General features: G+C 47.9%; 16 protein-coding genes, 1 tRNA gene and 1 pseudogene. 10 read left to right on the plus strand and 8 right to left on the minus strand.

What is annotated here, in order from left to right:
• The 3 genes from HBA93_RS09080 to HBA93_RS09090 form a co-directional block, all read left to right on the plus strand.
• Window positions 1-994, plus strand: a 994-nt coding sequence (locus HBA93_RS09080) for a FecCD family ABC transporter permease (protein WP_221723064.1), incomplete at its 5' end; no start/stop codon positions are given.
• A complete protein-coding gene (locus tag HBA93_RS09085) occupies window positions 991-1,821 on the plus strand; it encodes an ABC transporter ATP-binding protein (protein WP_221723065.1) in 831 nt (276 codons plus the stop codon). The genes HBA93_RS09080 and HBA93_RS09085, both read left to right, overlap by 4 nt.
• Before the next feature lie 12 nt (window positions 1,822-1,833).
• The gene (locus HBA93_RS09090) at window positions 1,834-2,904 is read left to right on the plus strand and encodes a siderophore-interacting protein (protein ID WP_286201837.1); all 1,071 of its coding nucleotides are present in this window, start codon (window positions 1,834-1,836) and stop codon (window positions 2,902-2,904) included.
• A gap of 779 nt (window positions 2,905-3,683) precedes the next feature.
• Here HBA93_RS09090 and HBA93_RS09095 read toward each other — a convergent pair.
• Together HBA93_RS09095 and HBA93_RS09100 are read right to left on the minus strand one after the other, a co-directional pair.
• On the minus strand, window positions 3,684-3,944 hold the full coding sequence (locus HBA93_RS09095) for a hypothetical protein (RefSeq protein WP_221723067.1): 261 nt from the start codon (window positions 3,942-3,944) through the stop codon (window positions 3,684-3,686).
• A gap of 701 nt (window positions 3,945-4,645) precedes the next feature.
• Window positions 4,646-5,461 (minus strand): AraC family transcriptional regulator, encoded by an 816-nt coding sequence (locus HBA93_RS09100; RefSeq protein WP_221723068.1) that lies wholly within the window; start codon window positions 5,459-5,461, stop codon window positions 4,646-4,648.
• A 165-nt stretch (window positions 5,462-5,626) separates the two neighbouring features.
• On the opposite strand from HBA93_RS09100, the gene HBA93_RS09105 reads away from it, so the two are divergent.
• Both HBA93_RS09105 and HBA93_RS09110 read left to right on the plus strand, forming a co-directional pair.
• Entirely contained in the window at window positions 5,627-6,583 is a 957-nt protein-coding gene (locus HBA93_RS09105; protein WP_221723069.1) for an alpha/beta hydrolase, read from the plus strand.
• Between the two features lie 28 nt (window positions 6,584-6,611).
• Entirely contained in the window at window positions 6,612-7,220 is a 609-nt protein-coding gene (locus tag HBA93_RS09110) for an FMN-binding negative transcriptional regulator (protein ID WP_221723070.1), read from the plus strand.
• Window positions 7,221-7,255: 35 nt separating this feature from the next.
• Here the strand turns inward: HBA93_RS09110 and HBA93_RS09115 are convergent, their stop codons facing one another.
• The gene (locus HBA93_RS09115) at window positions 7,256-7,672 is read right to left on the minus strand and encodes an Lrp/AsnC family transcriptional regulator (protein WP_221723071.1); all 417 of its coding nucleotides are present in this window, start codon (window positions 7,670-7,672) and stop codon (window positions 7,256-7,258) included.
• Window positions 7,673-7,926: 254 nt separating this feature from the next.
• Between HBA93_RS09115 and HBA93_RS09120 the strand changes: the two genes are divergently transcribed.
• The 5 genes from HBA93_RS09120 (at window position 7,927) to HBA93_RS09140 (ending at window position 12,779) form a co-directional block, all read left to right on the plus strand.
• On the plus strand, window positions 7,927-8,703 hold the full coding sequence (locus tag HBA93_RS09120; protein WP_221723072.1) for an ABC transporter substrate-binding protein: 777 nt from the start codon (window positions 7,927-7,929) through the stop codon (window positions 8,701-8,703).
• 205 nt (window positions 8,704-8,908) lie between these two features.
• A complete protein-coding gene (locus tag HBA93_RS09125; protein WP_113945850.1) occupies window positions 8,909-9,556 on the plus strand; it encodes an amino acid ABC transporter permease in 648 nt (215 codons plus the stop codon).
• Between the two features lie 11 nt (window positions 9,557-9,567).
• Window positions 9,568-10,224 carry an amino acid ABC transporter permease gene (locus HBA93_RS09130; RefSeq protein WP_221723073.1) on the plus strand — a complete coding sequence of 219 codons (657 nt, stop codon included), beginning with the start codon at window positions 9,568-9,570 and terminating at the stop codon, window positions 10,222-10,224.
• Window positions 10,221-10,985, plus strand: coding sequence for an amino acid ABC transporter ATP-binding protein (locus HBA93_RS09135; protein WP_286201838.1), 765 nt, complete (start codon window positions 10,221-10,223; stop codon window positions 10,983-10,985). The genes HBA93_RS09130 and HBA93_RS09135 overlap by 4 nt, the downstream gene beginning before the upstream one ends.
• A 195-nt stretch (window positions 10,986-11,180) precedes the next feature.
• Window positions 11,181-12,779: a M20/M25/M40 family metallo-hydrolase gene (locus HBA93_RS09140; protein WP_221723203.1), complete on the plus strand. Its 1,599-nt coding sequence runs from the start codon at window positions 11,181-11,183 to the stop codon at window positions 12,777-12,779.
• A 332-nt stretch (window positions 12,780-13,111) separates the two neighbouring features.
• Here HBA93_RS09140 and HBA93_RS09145 read toward each other — a convergent pair whose 3' ends face one another.
• The 5 genes and pseudogenes from HBA93_RS09145 to HBA93_RS09165 form a co-directional block, all read right to left on the minus strand.
• Window positions 13,112-13,609, minus strand: a complete 498-nt coding sequence (locus tag HBA93_RS09145) for a hypothetical protein (RefSeq protein ID WP_221723074.1) — start codon at window positions 13,607-13,609, stop codon at window positions 13,112-13,114.
• Complete coding sequence (locus HBA93_RS24505; RefSeq protein WP_221723204.1) at window positions 13,609-13,710, minus strand: DUF3768 domain-containing protein; 102 nt, start codon at window positions 13,708-13,710, stop codon at window positions 13,609-13,611. Before HBA93_RS24505 ends, HBA93_RS09145 begins: the two co-directional genes overlap by 1 nt.
• 14 nt (window positions 13,711-13,724) lie before the next feature.
• Window positions 13,725-13,829 (minus strand): annotated as a pseudogene (locus HBA93_RS24510) (DUF3768 domain-containing protein); the annotation flags it as partial.
• A gap of 89 nt (window positions 13,830-13,918) precedes the next feature.
• Window positions 13,919-13,994, minus strand: a tRNA-Thr gene (locus tag HBA93_RS09160).
• A 221-nt stretch (window positions 13,995-14,215) separates the two neighbouring features.
• Window positions 14,216-15,178 (minus strand): NAD(P)H-dependent flavin oxidoreductase, encoded by a 963-nt coding sequence (locus tag HBA93_RS09165; RefSeq protein ID WP_221723075.1) that lies wholly within the window; start codon window positions 15,176-15,178, stop codon window positions 14,216-14,218.
• Window positions 15,179-15,448 lie beyond the last annotated feature (270 nt).

Here is a 15,448-nt window from a genome sequence, read left to right on the forward strand (position 1 = left end):
TAAATCAACCCATAAACCGAGCCGGAAAATCCAATCTTCAAAAGCACAATTAGTCTCAAATCATTCGACGACGGACAGTTTTCATGAAACTCTGAATGCGTTTTTAGGCATAGATGATGTTCCCCGTCGTATTGAAGTGATTGTATGGCAGGTGCGCGTGCCGACAGCACTGATGGCAGTTTTGGTAGGCGCCGCTCTGGCGCTGGCCGGAACTGAAATGCAGACTTTATTGTCTAATCCGTTGGCAGAGCCTTTTACCCTCGGCATTTCATCTTGTGCGGCATTGGGAGCTGCTGTGGCCATTGTTCTGGGTGTGTCACTCCCGCTTGTTCCTGCCAGTTGGACAATTTCCGCAAATGCATTTTTGTTCGCAGCTGTCTCACTTATCGCAATTAATCTGCTGGCCAGCTTACGTGGTACTAATCGTCAGGTGCTGGTTCTGTTTGGTATTGCGTTGGGCTTTACTGCCGGTGCGCTGCTTTCCTTGTTGCAGTTTATTGCATCTGCGGATGCGCTGCAGCAACTGGTTTTCTGGAGTATGGGCAGTCTTTCGCGTGCTGATAAAAATAGTGTGCTGATCTTAGCTATTGTGGTTGTAATTTGTGTGCCGTTTTCTTTCGCGGCTTCATGGCGCTTTACGATATTACATTTGGGTGAGGAACGGGCCAAGAGCCTTGGGATCGATCTCAAGCGTTTACGACTGACTTCATTGTTACGTATCAGCCTGCTTTCAGCAACAGCAGTGGCCTTTGTCGGCATCATAGGATTTGTTGGTCTTGTCGGTCCGCATGTTGCGCGGATGTTGGTAGGTGATGATCACCGTTTTTTGCTGCCTGCGAGTATGAGTGTCGGAGCGGTCGTTATGCTACTTGCCTCGGTCGCTTCCAAGGTGATCGTGCCGGGCACATTATTGCCGATTGGCATTGTAACAGCACTGGTGGGGTTGCCGGTGTTTTTTCTGTTGATCTTGCGGCAGGGCGGAGCTGAGCGATGAAAACGCGTTCTTCTCCCGTTCTGACAATCCGCGATTTACAAACAGGTTACGGCGATAGTCCTGTCATTAAAAATTTGACTTTACCATTGGTTCACTCAGGCGTTGTGGCACTGATCGGGCCGAATGGCGCAGGAAAATCCACCTTATTGCGGGCATTGGCGCAACTGATTTCCGCTCGTGGAGAAATCAGGTTGGATGATATTGATCTGATGCACATGAAGCCGGCGCTACGGGCTGCAACAATCGGGTTTATGCCGCAGAGTCTGCCGGAAAATGTATCGCTGAGTGTGCTTGAAACTGTGATTGCGACTTTGAAGGCGAGCGATAACGGCAACACAAGGCATATTGAAAAGCGGGCATATGATGTTCTGGTCCAACTCGGAGTGGCAGATATGGCATTGCATTCGCTCAACAGATTATCCGGTGGCCAACGACAGGTGGTAAGCCTTGCACAGGCCATTGCCGGGCAGCCTGCGTTGCTGCTGCTAGATGAGCCGACAAGTGCGCTGGATTTAGCACGTCAGTTTCTGATTATGAAGCATGTGCAGAATTACGCCCGCACCGGCCGGATCGTTGTGGTTGTTTTGCATGATCTGGCGCTGGCTGCACAATGGGCAGATCAGATTGTGGTACTGGCACAAGGGGGCTTGTACAGCTCCGGTACACCTGAAGATATTATCACGCCGCAGATGCTGGCTGACGTTTATCATATTGACGCGCGGGTTGAGCGCTGCACGCGGGGGCAGATACGCCTCATGGTTGATGGTGCCGCACAGGTAATATCTGGCCAGAGCAGCCCCGTCGTTTCAGAAAATCATACAAAATGACAGGAGGGGATGATGAAGGAATTTATCGCACACACCCGTATTGAGCTGTTGAATTCCGATCATGTTTTGACGCAGGTGTGCGCACATATGATTGAACATGATGCAGAAGTAGAAAGGCGTGGTGAAACACGGATTTTACGATTTCTGGATACGCAGGCAGATTTGACCTGTGAGGGAAATGAGGTGCTGATTGATGTCAGGTCAAAAACTCTTGAGGGCATATATTTTACCCGTATGGCGCTGACATCACATATTCTGGAGTTTTCTGAACATAAAATTCCGTTATTTGAATGGACCGGCGATGGTGAAACCATTGTTCGCCCACCGAATTTTCAGATTTTAGAGGTTGTAAGCTGCCAGAATATAACACCTCATATGCGTCGGATTGCATTTCAAGCGGAGAATATCGCACGTTTTATGCCTATGGATGCGCTACATCTCAATATTCTGGTTCAGCATCCTGACCGCACAGAACCACAATGGCCGGCGGTTGGCATTAACGGACTTGTGCACTGGGATGACCCGCAGACGCGGCCGGTCTTCCGTAAATATACGGTGCGCTCGCTGGACAGTCATACGGGCATTATGGAAATTGATTTTGTTCTGCATGACGATGCCGGGCCCGGTTCGGCTCTGGCCGAGCGGATCAATATTGGTGATCAGGTTGGCGTAATGGGACCAGGCGGTGGCGGTCTTACTGAAGCCGACTGGTATCTTTTTGCCGGTGATGAAACAGCTCTGCCCGCAATCGGTAGAATGTTGGAACATTTACCGGAAACAGCACGCGGTATTGCTCTGATTGAAATGGCGGATGAGCATGAAATACAATCGCTGATCACACGCTCATCCGTTGAAGTAAGCTGGTTGCTGCGTAACGGACAACCCGCAGGTACAACTTCTCAGCTTGCAGATGCGGTTCGCCGGATTGCCATGCCGGATGATGGTTCATCTGTTTATGTCTGGGCAGGGTGCGAATTTGAAGCTTTCCGCACAATCCGTAGCTATTTACGCACAGAACGCGGACTTAAAAAACATGAGCATCTGGTCGTTTCATACTGGCGTCGCGGAGAGGGGGCTGAGTAATATATTTCCCTCTATGAAAGCGCTCTCTCTTGGGTGCAATATTATCATATTATTCCACTGAATGATGCCGATTAAGATAATAGAGATACTAAAATTTGTGGTCAGTCCGGCTCTGATCGTACGTCCGGGAGCCGGAGCGCGCGCAAATGAGAGCGGACTATATCACACTTGAACAAATGGGTGCGGAGTGGCTGACACCAAGCTATCCTGAATTACTATGCCAGATGGCATCGGTAATTTGTGAACTATTCGAGTCTCCTGTCATGAAGCCCGTTACACATGCAGGAAGTGAAAGCGTTGGCCGGAAGATGTCGAATTTGCTTGATACGCATACATTCAAAGTCGGTTTGAATTATCGGTTTTAATCTGCAATTGGAATTACAAGGGGGGCAGTGTCTCCCTTTTATCTTTATATTAAGATGCCGAGAAGAGCGGGCTAGGATAAATGAAATTCTACTTTATTTTTAATAAATGCAGACAGTAATTATTTACAATTATATTTCAAAGAAGGCTCACTCATTGCAAAAGTGCTGTTTTGCCATGAGTGTAAGTCTAGTAGTTTTAATCGTGTTCACGGGATGACAGTTTAATTTTTGCCATTTGGGATAGATTGATTTTCATTAAGCGAGGTCTACCTAAGCCCATTTGTTTTGTAGGTGCTGTTCAGCTTGTTATTGTTGGCGAAGGATTGAAGGTCTGCATATTGATAACGAATAGCGCCGCCAATCTGTCGATACGGCAGATCGTGCTGGCCAGAGACGCGCCAATTGGCCCGTGTTTTAACTTAGTCCAAGCAATTCCGCTGCTTGCAGGCTATTTAAGAGGTCGGTTGGCTGGTAATCTTGCGGGCGTGCTGGGGCGTGTGCAGACACTAAAAAGCTTAAGTTAAGACCGCAGCGCTTCACAAGAAGCTCCGTCATCTGCAAATAAGCATTTTCAATGTTTTTAGGAGAGAGTTCATTTTTTCTAGTCATCGACTTTCCTTTCTGTTGCGTAAAGCTAGAAAGAATAGTCGATGCTCCGATACAAACGCTGGCCATCAACTATTCATTCGAGCTTGAAACTCGATTAGTGAATAATTGAAGCACCAACTCCATCCCTGGCTGGTATCCTGATCATGCCACTAAGGGGGTGAAGCGCTGTAACTCGGGTTACCCTCACGGGTATCCTATTACTTATCATGCAGACAAGTGAGTATTACAGTCTGTACCAAGCGGGGCTTGGCTCGTTGTACCTCTGGGTAAGGACGATAGGTTTTTGTCCTTACTTGATGCTGATAATCTCAAAAAACAATTTAAAGTTAATAGATATATGTAGTTCAAAAGTAATTCAGTTTATCTGCCCTGAAAAACATATGAGATTGATAGCTTTAAAGCAAATTTGCCTAGGTTGTGATAATGGCTTAGGAAATTAAACGATAGTGGCAGTGAACGGCATGAGAACTGTAGCGGAAATTACATATTTTTGATGGCGATCTGATCAAGCATTCGAAGATTGGCATTGACTCTCATTGCTTATCCAAACTGCTACGTTTCTGAATTTAACGGCAGAAGCAGGTTGATGTAATGTGGTAAGAGATACTCTCGCACAAATATCAAAATTATCAGAAACTGATCGTATAGCCCAAGTGATGTTTTTATAGTTGAAAGGAAGTGTTTTGACTAAATTATGAGTACATTAAACAGAGTGGAGAATGTACGATGATGTCATTATTTATATGATCGTCAAACTTAATTGGTCGCTATGCGTCTGCACGAGTTAAGCTATGCAAACTTACTACCTTGATATCAGATAATTTCGTGTCTCTCCGGCTGTAGCGTGTAGGCGATGTTCCGAAAAACTTACGAAACATCGCGATAAACGCGCTGACGCTTTCATAGCCGAGCCGGAAAGCAATATCTGTCACACTATGTCCGCTATCTAGCAATGACAGCGCTTCCATTAACCGAATTTGTTGTTTCCATGTTGTCAGGCTCATACCAGTTTGTTCGCGAAACATCCGTGTGAAGGTTCGCCGTCCCATTGCCGCATAGGATGCCCATGCATCCAGATCGCGTGGATCTGACGGATTTTCGCTCATGGCCTTGCAAACCCGTAATAAACGCGGATCAGATGGCATTGATACACTGTAAGGCGCGGCTGGCATGGTTTTAAGCTCGGTAATCAGCAGTTCCGCAATCTTCATATCGCGTTCGCTCGCAGGCTGACTGCGGTCAAAGGATACGACTTCGACAATTAACGCACGCAGAAACTCGGATATTTCCATCAGGATACAACCGTCCGGTAATTCCGCGCTGTTCTCGAAGTAAAGTGTGCGCAGGGCAACACTGTCGCGACAGGAAACCTCATGTCCCATTCCCGCCGGTATCAGCAATGCGCGTTGCGGCGGGACGGTATATTGTGCAGCAGTAGTGGAAACAGACATCACACCGGTAATGGCATAGAGTAGTTGCGGGCGCTCATGGCTGTGCCACGTATCTGTAAAACCGGCGCTATATTCATCCGACAGGCCGATGACCGGACAACCATTATTTTTTAAATCGCTCGAATGCTTCATTTGTGACACATATCCGCCAGACAGAGTGCCAAACAAGCACAAATCCGGCCTAAAAACGAGCGCTTTGCCCGAGATACATATTTTTTGGCCCTTTTTCGATAGAAGCATTGCTGCCGATTGCCGATGGTTGCCCCATAATAATTTTATAATGAATGGGAAATTGGTATGCTGGCCAATAATCAATCGGGTGACGGCACGGATATCGATCCGGATATTCGGGAATTCATCCGGATTACTTCACAGGATTACAACCGCTTCGCCGGTGACGATCCTGCCAGTATTGCGCAGCGCCGTCTGACTGCCGAAAAGGTGCGCGAACCTTGGGCTCAGGGTGGCCCTGCGATGCACAGCACGCAGGATATGGTGCCGGAAACACTGGGCGTGCGCATCCGTATTCATAAAAATGGTGCGGAACGGGCAAAGGGGACGCTGCTTTATATTCACGGCGGCGGCTGGGTTATTTTCAGTATGGATACGCATGACCGTCTGATGCGCGAATATGCGGCGCGCAGTGGTCTGGATGTTGTTGGTATTGATTATAGCCTGTCGCCGGAAAACCGTTATCCGACAGCGCTGAACGAGATTTCTGCCACTATTGACTGGCTTAAAACCCATGGTGAGCAATATGGTCTGAATCTTGACCGCCTTGCAATCGGCGGGGATTCTGTCGGGGCGAATATGTCTCTGGCCACAAGCATAGCGATGCGCGACCGCGGTACGCCTTTGGATGCGATGATCCTGAGCTATGGTGCTTATGATACCGAACACCGGCCTTCCTATGACCGGTTTGACGGGACAAATTATATGCTCACATCTCAGGAAATGGTTGGTTTCTGGCAGGATTATCTCGGCAGCCAGCCGATAGAAACAGCATCACTGGCACGACCAATCCTTGCCGATCTGACTGGTCTGCCGCCTGCATTCTTATGTATTGCGCCTTGCGATGTGCTTGCCGATGAAAACTACGCGCTGGCAGATAAATTGAAAGCAGCGGGTGTTGATAAGACCAGTGTTGTCTATGCGGGCGCGACCCATAGTTTTCTGGAAGCTGTATCAATATCCGGACTGGCTGATCAGGCGCTTAGTGATGCCTCAGACTGGCTGAAACGCCTTTTCAATTAAGCATAAAACCCAACAGAGCAACTGACCAATGGCCGATTATTTTTCAAAATGGACACTTGCAGATATCCGCGATCTGATCGCGGATTATCCTATGGCGTCCATTATCAGCGCCGGTATTACGGATAAGGCTAATATCTCTGTCAGTGAAATGCCTATGCTGCTGGATCTGGATGCGGATGGTCAGCCAGTTAGTCTGCTCGGGCATTTTCCGTTAAGAAACCCGCATTATGCGGTGCTGAAAGAGCAACCGCGTGCGGTTTTTAGCTTTCACGGGCCGAATGATTATGTGTCGCCGTCCCATGCCGGTATAAGCGACTGGGCACCAACATGGAATTTTGCGACAGTGCGTATTGTTGCGGACGTGTATTTTGATGATGCTCTGACTGATGATGCTTTAGAGCGCGTCGTCGCGCATATGGAGCGCAATCAGCAAGAACCGTGGAACCTGTCGGCTCTCGGTGCCCGTTATGAAAAATTACGCAGCGGTGTCATGGGTTTTCGCGCGCAAATCCGTTCTGTTTCCGGTCGTTTCAAACTCGGGCAGGATGAAAATGACAACGTGTTTGAAAGCATCCTGAACCAGCACAGTAATGATCCACTGCGTCAATGGATGATCCGTATGCGAGGTCGTCAATGAAACTATTGACTGGGCGGTTACTTGTATCAACGGATTTATGCGGGCCCCAAAAACAAATGGGTTTCGGTTTTGGCAATGCCTTCCATTGCACGCACCGTGGTCACCAGACGATGAAACTCGTTCATGTTGGGGACCTCGATTTCGGCAATCAGATCCCAGCTGCCATTGGTGATATTCAGTGCGGCAAAGCCAGGGTTTTTTCGCAGGCTGGCAATAGCATTTTTAATGTTTCTGCCAGTCAGCTCAACCATCATGATGCCTTTGATCATATCGGTCGGGCCGTGATCTTTGAGGCGAACGGTGAAACCGGCAATCATGCCCGAGGCGATCAGGCGCTCCATCCGGCTTTGTACGGTTCCACGTGCGACGCCGAGAATGCTGGCGAGGGTTGGAATAGAAGCGCGAGCATTGATACGCAATTCAGAAATAAGGCGCTGATCCAGATCGTCCATAATACCTGCTGACTGACTATTTAAACAATCTGCTGACTATAAGCGCAAAATAATGCGTTATTCTATACATAATTGACGTTTTCGCTGATCGTATGGTTCGATAGCGTGGTGCTAACAAAAAAACCGGATAAGTTTCTGAACTACAAACGGTCAAGGGAATATCCGGATAAGCTATCGGACCGTCAGCAAAATTTATCAGGTTAGGGCAAGCCTGTTATCGCAACTTTGCCGGTTTTTAAAAAAATGGGGAATTTATGAAAACGTTTTTATCTTCTGTTATCGCTGCCGGTATCGGTGCATTTCTGGCTTTGACACCGGTTGCGCACGCTGATGATCTGGATAAGATCAAGCAAAGCGGCGAATTGCGCGTTGCCATGAGTGGCGTGTTTGCGCCGTTCAGCTTTGTTGATGACAAAAATGAAGTTGTCGGTTTCGATGTGGATATCAGTAACGAGCTTGCCAAACGTCTTGGCGTTAAGCCGGTGATCATCACCACAGCTTTTGACGGTATTATTGCAGGCCTTCGGGCAGGCAAGTTTGATACTGTTATCGGCAGCATGAGCATTACACCTGAGCGCCAAAAAGCCGTTGATTTTGCAGGACCTTATTATCGTGGCGGACGCGGCGTATTTGTAGCTGAAACATCGCCGATTAAAACGCTGGAAGAGCTGCAGACCAAAACGCTCGGTATTATTCTTGGTGAAACTAGTGACAAATGGGCACGCGAAAAAGGCGGCTGGACAATCCGTACCTATAAAGGCATTCCGGAACTGCTCCTTGAGCTGCGCGCCGGTCGTGTAGACGGTATTGCAACCGATGATATTCCTGTGCTGATCGCGATCAAAAACGGCAATGAGAAGGTTCGCCAGCTTGATACGCCGGAACTGCAGGGTTCGGACAATGTTGGCATTGCAATCCGCAAAAACAATCCTGAGCTCAAAGCTGCTCTCGACAAAGCACTGGATGATATGAAAGCCGACGGTACCTACGAGAAAATCTCGATGAAATGGGTTGGCCGCGACATTCGCTAATCGCATCATTCAAGCCGGAGTTCTGTTTTGAAGCGTGTCGCATCTAATAGGTTCATTGAACTGCGACATGCTCTGGCACTCCGGCTTTTGTTTTGAAAATATTGGATTTTTCAGACTTGCATCGTCGTTTCTGAAACAGATATTTCATGAATATAGCTATGTCGTATCATTGTAATGATGCGCGATTAAAGAGATTGGGGGATCGATGGATTTCTCTTTGATGGCGGAAGTGTTCCCGTTTTTCGTGAATGCCGCTATTGTTACTATTCATATTTCAGCATGGGCATTTCTCATCGGTATTACCGTCGGTGCGATTGTAACCGCTGCCAAACTGTCCCGTTTCTGGCCGGTTCGTTATCTGGGTATTGCCTATGTCAGCGTGTTTCGCGGTACGCCTTGTCTGCTGCAATTGTTCGTCTTGTATTTCGGTGGACCACAGATCGGGTTGAACTTCGATCCGTTTGTTGCTGGTGCGATCGGCCTCGGGCTCAATATTGCCGCCTATATGGCTGAGGCTATGCGTGGCGCCATCCTGACCGTTGACGGCGGACAGGCCGAGGCAGCACGTTCCATTGGTTTCAGTCGCGAACAGGCAATGTTCTACATTGTGCTGCCACAGGCCGGACGCCTGATGATCCGCTCTATCGGCGTTAACACGATTATGCTGGTTAAAGGCTCTGCCCTTGTTTCTGCCATTTCCGTGGTTGAGCTGACCTATACTGCACAGCGCTTTATTGGCTCGACCTATCGTCCTTTTGAAATTTTCGGTGTTGCTGCCGCAATCTACATGGTGCTGATTTATGTTATTTCGCGCTTTGTCGATTACGCAGAAGCCCGCTTTGCGCTTAAATAAAGGGTGATCTCATGGAACTCGATTTCTCCATCGTCCCGCCCTACACGGAATTATTGCTGACCGGATTTTACTGGACACTGATTATTGCCGTATCGGCAGGGATCGTCAGCTTTATCGGTGGCATTCTCTTTGCTTTACTTGTGCTTTATGCTCCTGCAATTGTTCGGTATCCGCTGCGCTTTTTCATGTGGTTGTTCATGGGAACACCACTGCTGTTGCAGTTGTTTTTGCTCTATTACGGATTGTCGCAGGTCGGCATTAACATCCCTGCTTTGTGGACAGGCATCATCGGACTGGGACTGCACTTCGCGGTTTATAATGCCGATATTTTCCGCACGTCTATTCTGACCGTTGATGTCGGGCAGACGGAAGGTGCACGCTCTATCGGCTTTAGCAATGTGCAGACATTGCGCTATGTGATTGTGCCGCAAGCTGTGCGCAATGCCCTGCCGCAGGCGGGTAATAATCTGATTGCGCTGTTGAAAGACACGGCGATTGTTTCTGTTCTGGGCATTACCGAACTGGTGCATGCCTCCCAGCAGGCGATTAGCGAAACTTACAGCCCGTTTGAATTTTACATCACAGCAGCTGTGATGTTCTACATCCTTAATCTCATCCTCGAAGCCGGCCTGCATTGGATGGAAAAGAAAGTGGAGGCCTATCGATGAGCGATAGCAAACCAATGGTTGAAGTGCGCAATGTCCATAAGGCCTATGGCGCACTGGAAGTTCTCAAAGGTATTGATCTCTCGGTTAAGCGTGGCCAGATCATTGCGATTATCGGCCCCAGCGGTTCCGGTAAAAGCACGTTGCTGCGCTCCATCAACCATCTTGAAACCGTGAATTCCGGCGAAATTTTGCTGGATGGCGTACAGGTCAACCAGCCGCTGACCGGCCGCGCTTTTGAAAAACATATCAATTTCGTGCGTCAGCAGATGGGTATGGTGTTCCAGCACTTCAATCTGTTTCCGCATCTCAATGTGATGGATAATATCACGCTCGGGCCGATCAAGCTGAAAGGCAAATCCAAGCGTGAGGCTCAGGAACTGGCAGTTTCCTTGCTTGAAAAAGTCGGTCTTGCCGACAAAGCAGAGATGTATCCGTCACGTTTGTCCGGCGGGCAAAAACAGCGCGTAGCTATTGCCCGTGCCTTGGCGATGCAGCCTAAAGTCATGCTGTTTGATGAAGCCACCTCGGCACTTGATCCGGAATTGGTGGAAGAAGTAAACCTCGTGATGAAGCAACTGGCGCAAGAGCATATGACGATGCTGATTGTGACCCATGAAATGCGTTTTGCCAGCGAGGTAGCCGACAAAGTTCTGTTTATGGATAAGGGCGTTGTTGTGGAGCAGGGCAAGCCTGAGGATATTTTCACCAATCCGCAGAATGAGCGCACCAGAACATTCCTGAGAAAACACCTCAATCAATAAGTGAAATCAGACCGGACACCTCATCTGAGTTGAAGTTGCTGTGTCCGCCCCCTTAACGCATCTCCTGAGCAACCTGTTTTTGATGAAGAACGGGAACGGGAAACTATAGACTGAGAAAAAACCGTGACATCATTCAATACAACTGAAGTTAATGCATGGCAGCCTGCAGAGCGCGTCCGACAACTGTCCTACCAAATGGTGCGATGGCCGAGTGAAACCGGAACTGCAGGCGAGGCTGAATTCGCTCCGAAACTGGTCGAATTGCTGCGTAGAATTCCTTATTTTCAGGCCAATCCGGATGATATTGCTGTGATTGACAGCCACGGTTCTCCGATGACGCAAAATGTGGTTGCAGTGGTGCGCGGCCGTGGCCGCAAAGCATTGGCCTTCGCCGGACATTATGATGTTGTTGAAACCGGTAATTACCGTGATCTCAAACATCTGGCGTTTGAACCGGATGCCTTGCTGGAAGCTTTGTTGGCTGACTTAACAAGCAGACCGCTTGCGCCGAATGAAGCAAAAGCACTGTCTGATTTCCAGACCGGTGATTTTATTCCCGGACGCGGTATGCTGGATATGAAAAGTGGTGTTGCAGCGGGTATTGCGGTGCTGGAACATTTCGCGACAAAGCATGATCGCGAAGGCAATCTGCTGCTGTTTGTAACACCTGATGAGGAACGCGGCTCGCGCGGAATGCGCAGCCTGCGTGATGCCTTGCCTGCTCTGATGCAGCGCTGGAATCTGGACATTGTTGCAGGCGTCAATCTCGATGCCACCAGTGATCAGGGTAACGGCTCTGAAGGCCGTGCAATTTATCGCGGGACAATCGGGAAGCAATTGCCGTTTGCCTTTGTTGTCGGCAAGCCATCCCATGCGGGCTATCCGTTTGAAGGCATCAGCGCGCATCTGATCGCCTCGGAAATTATGCGTGCAGTGGAGGCCAATGCCGACTTGAGCGACACAGAAGGCAATGAAGTGTCCCCACCACCAATTTGTCTGGAAGCACGCGATTTCCGTGGCGGCTATGAGGTAACAACACCCGAGCGCACTTGGATTGCATTTAACTGGCTCGCACATTCGCGCTCACCGGAAGCTTTATTCCAGCACTTCCAAACCATCGTCAGTGATGCATTGAACCGTGCAATCGGGCATTTCAACACGCATGCACAAACCTATGCCAAATTACTGGGAACCGAACAATCGGCAAGCGATCATGAAGGCTGTGTGATGACAGTGGCCGAATTGCGGGCAGAGGTTATTCGTATGGGGGGCGATGCGGCTCTCAAGCGCATTGAGGAACTGGAACAGAAACTGTCGGTCCATGACAATCCGCTGCTTTTGACCCGCGAGCTCGTTGACCGTATGGTTGTTGAGGCACGTATTACCGGTCCGACTGTGATTATCGGCTTTGGCAGTCTCGTTTATCCGCATGTGCATATGGGCAATGAAACTGCGCTGGAGCGTGAATTCAACGTGGCTTTGGATACGGCACGCCTGACGATCGAGCAGAAACTTTCTGCGACCATCAAATATCGTGACACCTTTGCCGGTATCTCGGATATGAGCTTTTTCGGCTATAAACCGGATGCTGCGGATAGTCAGGTTATCTCAGAGAATACGCCAGCATTGCAGTTTATTGATCAGGTCTCACCTGACGCGCTAACATATCCGGTCGTTAATATCGGACCGTGGGGGCGCGAATATCATCAGCGGCTGGAGCGTGTCTACGCGCCATATGCGTTCGATGTTTTACCGAGGTTTCTATATGAAATTGTAAAACGCTTATTTTTATAACTTGTCAATATTATGTGAAGCGATACGGTAAATATTATTAGTAAAATCCATGATTGAAAAACGCTTGATGTATTATAGGTGCTTATCATAAAACAATGGAGTATTGTATTATGCTCATGTCTTAGATTCTGCTTATTGAGAGTATGGATAAGTATATAATTTTATTCATGTTTTCTGAAAGCGTGCTTAATGACATCAATATATATTTAAAATTTATAGTAATTTCATTTAAACTTATCTGACAAGAATATGAAATTACTTGGTTGGGTGTAGGTGTGGTGTTTATTTTTTGATTTAATATTCGTTACGTAAAGGGATTTTTCAGACATGAATTAAAAGTGGTTACTATCAAATAATTTGATTTTATTATGGGTAAGTGCGGTCGGTACTGTCCAATGATTGATGCGACCATAAAGAGCGAACAAGGCTGAACTGTTACTTTTACTGAGGTAGTTGAACAGATTCTCTCTTATCTGATTGGGATGATTTGGCTTACCAAGTGCAAAAAGGCGCTCTGTCAGAATAGTCAATTTCTGAACGTCGAGCATATGCTCTTGAGCTGTGCGTACCAACCATATCATGTTGTTGAGCCCTAAACCGCTTGAGGCGATCGTTAAATTGCTCAATTCTGTGACTGCGTAATGGTTCAATACACCGAATAGGTTATTCCAGTGAGGGCCCTTTGATGCCAAAGGGTGTTGCCGGATCGACCATCGTATGCTGTTGATGATTGCATAAATGCCGCATAACTCATCAAACTCACCTTGTTTGTAAGCGCTTATTCTGGAGGAGGGTGCAGCAGTGTGGCCGATTAGGTGTTCAGAACGCATTAGTATTCATCCGCTAGCATGACTGTGAGAATACGTACAGTAACATTAGGATCTGCCGAATCAGGTGAGTGCTGCGTGAGCGTTTCATCGTAGTAATCAATTTTTCACATTATGCTTAAGTTATCGACTTCCATGATGCACAATCATTCTCGCCGTGGGGATCGTTACGCTCATTGAAATCTGTAAACTGTGTGATTGCACGTATGATTTTTCTAACGGTGTTGGGTTCAAGGGTACCCTATTCGTTACCCGAGAGAAAATCCATTCTGAATATACCAAGTTTAAATGGTAGTAAGACTTTGATTTTATTGGTGCCGCTTACGTGACTCGAACACGTGACCCCATCATTACGAATGATGTGCTCTACCAACTGAGCTAAAGCGGCAGGGAGATACTCCCGTCAGAATGCAGTGATTTTATGCAGTCTGTTCGGGCGCGTGATAACGAAATCTCATTCTGATTGCAAGGCGCAAAAGCAAAAAGAAACGGTTTCCGTTATGTCATTCAGGAGAATTAAAACTCTCTGATAAAATGAACAAGTTCGCTTATTCTATCAGAGAGTAAATCTCAGTTATACCACTGTTTTTAAGACGTTTTGCGACCTTGTTAAGCCTGGCAAAGCGTGGATTTTGCTTCTTTATATTGCTCAATCCAGTGTTCCACCAATTTTCCGGCCGGCAGCACTTCTTTGACTGCGCTAATCCCCTGACCGCAACCCCAGATATCTTTCCAGGCTTTTGCACCGGTGGTGGCTTTATGGAAGTCCATTTTGCTCGGGTCAGCCTCCGGCAAATGATCGGGATCCATGCCTGCCGCTTCAATCGACGGGCGCAAATAATTTCCATGAATGCCGGTAAAATAGTTGGAATAGACAATATCTTTCGCGCTGGATTGCACGATCATGTCCTTATAGGCGTCAACAGCATTGGCCTCCTTGGTCGCAATAAAAGGCGAGCCGATATACGAAAGGTCTGCGCCCATTGCCTGTGCTGCAAGAATAGCACGTCCGCTGGAAATGGCACCGGACAGGGCGACAGGACCGTCAAACCATTCGCGGATTTCAGCAATCAGCGCGAAAGGGGACAGTGTTCCCGCATGGCCGCCGGCACCGGCGGCGACAGCGATCAGTCCGTCTGCGCCTTTGCGAATAGCTGAATTGGCATGACGGTTATTGATGACATCATGCAGTACAACTCCGCCATAGGAGTGAATTGCGGCATTCACTTCCGGCACCGCGCCGAGGGAGGAAATAACAACCGGAACCTTATATTTGACGCATAATTCCAGATCCTGCTGCAAACGCAGATTGGAGCGGTGCACAATCTGGTTGACGGCAAAAGGGGCAGCGGGCCGGTCAGGATTCTCCTGATTATATTGCTGAATCCCTTCGGTAATCTCTGCCAGCCACTCATCCAGCTGTGTGGCAGTGCGTGCATTCAGTGCCGGAAATGCACCGACAATGCCGCTTTTGCATTGCGCCATAACCAGTGCAGGATTGGCGATGATGAAGAGCGGCGCACCGATTGCCGGTAAGCGCAGATTGTTTTTGAGAATATCCGGTAGAGCCATATTGCAGTCCCGTAATTGACGTAAACGTAAACGGTATATTGTTGGCAAGGATTGCAGGATGTCAAAGGCAAAATATAAAAAACTGTATCATTTTGGTTCAGGAAAGCTTGGTGGTTGACTTATATGCAATATTTACTGTGAAATATGCCAAGTGAACATGTTTATGCCTTAGCGGGAATTTTACTAAAGATGCGCCGATACGGCATATTATGGAAATAGAGATTTTTCGCGCAAATAGTCTTTGTGGAACAATATGTTAAGATCGTATAT

The organism is Ochrobactrum sp. SFR4, from assembly GCF_019730395.1.
Classification (GTDB): Bacteria; Pseudomonadota; Alphaproteobacteria; order Rhizobiales; family Rhizobiaceae; genus Pseudochrobactrum.

Bases quoted from the DNA above. Each gene is read 5' to 3' on its own strand.
- HBA93_RS09085 (WP_221723065.1), top strand. From the start codon at position 991: ATGAAAACGCGTTCTTCTCCCGTTCTGACAATCCGCGATTTACAAACA.
- HBA93_RS09090 (WP_286201837.1), top strand. From the start codon at position 1,834: ATGAAGGAATTTATCGCACACACCCGTATTGAGCTGTTGAATTCCGAT.
- HBA93_RS09095 (WP_221723067.1), bottom strand. From the start codon at position 3,944: ATGGCCAGCGTTTGTATCGGAGCATCGACTATTCTTTCTAGCTTTACG.
- HBA93_RS09100 (WP_221723068.1), bottom strand. From the start codon at position 5,461: ATGAAGCATTCGAGCGATTTAAAAAATAATGGTTGTCCGGTCATCGGC.
- HBA93_RS09105 (WP_221723069.1), top strand. From the start codon at position 5,627: ATGCTGGCCAATAATCAATCGGGTGACGGCACGGATATCGATCCGGAT.
- HBA93_RS09110 (WP_221723070.1), top strand. From the start codon at position 6,612: ATGGCCGATTATTTTTCAAAATGGACACTTGCAGATATCCGCGATCTG.
- HBA93_RS09115 (WP_221723071.1), bottom strand. From the start codon at position 7,672: ATGGACGATCTGGATCAGCGCCTTATTTCTGAATTGCGTATCAATGCT.
- HBA93_RS09120 (WP_221723072.1), top strand. From the start codon at position 7,927: ATGAAAACGTTTTTATCTTCTGTTATCGCTGCCGGTATCGGTGCATTT.
- HBA93_RS09125 (WP_113945850.1), top strand. From the start codon at position 8,909: ATGGATTTCTCTTTGATGGCGGAAGTGTTCCCGTTTTTCGTGAATGCC.
- HBA93_RS09130 (WP_221723073.1), top strand. From the start codon at position 9,568: ATGGAACTCGATTTCTCCATCGTCCCGCCCTACACGGAATTATTGCTG.
- HBA93_RS09135 (WP_286201838.1), top strand. From the start codon at position 10,221: ATGAGCGATAGCAAACCAATGGTTGAAGTGCGCAATGTCCATAAGGCC.
- HBA93_RS09140 (WP_221723203.1), top strand. From the start codon at position 11,181: ATGGTGCGATGGCCGAGTGAAACCGGAACTGCAGGCGAGGCTGAATTC.
- HBA93_RS09145 (WP_221723074.1), bottom strand. From the start codon at position 13,609: ATGCGTTCTGAACACCTAATCGGCCACACTGCTGCACCCTCCTCCAGA.
- HBA93_RS09165 (WP_221723075.1), bottom strand. From the start codon at position 15,178: ATGGCTCTACCGGATATTCTCAAAAACAATCTGCGCTTACCGGCAATC.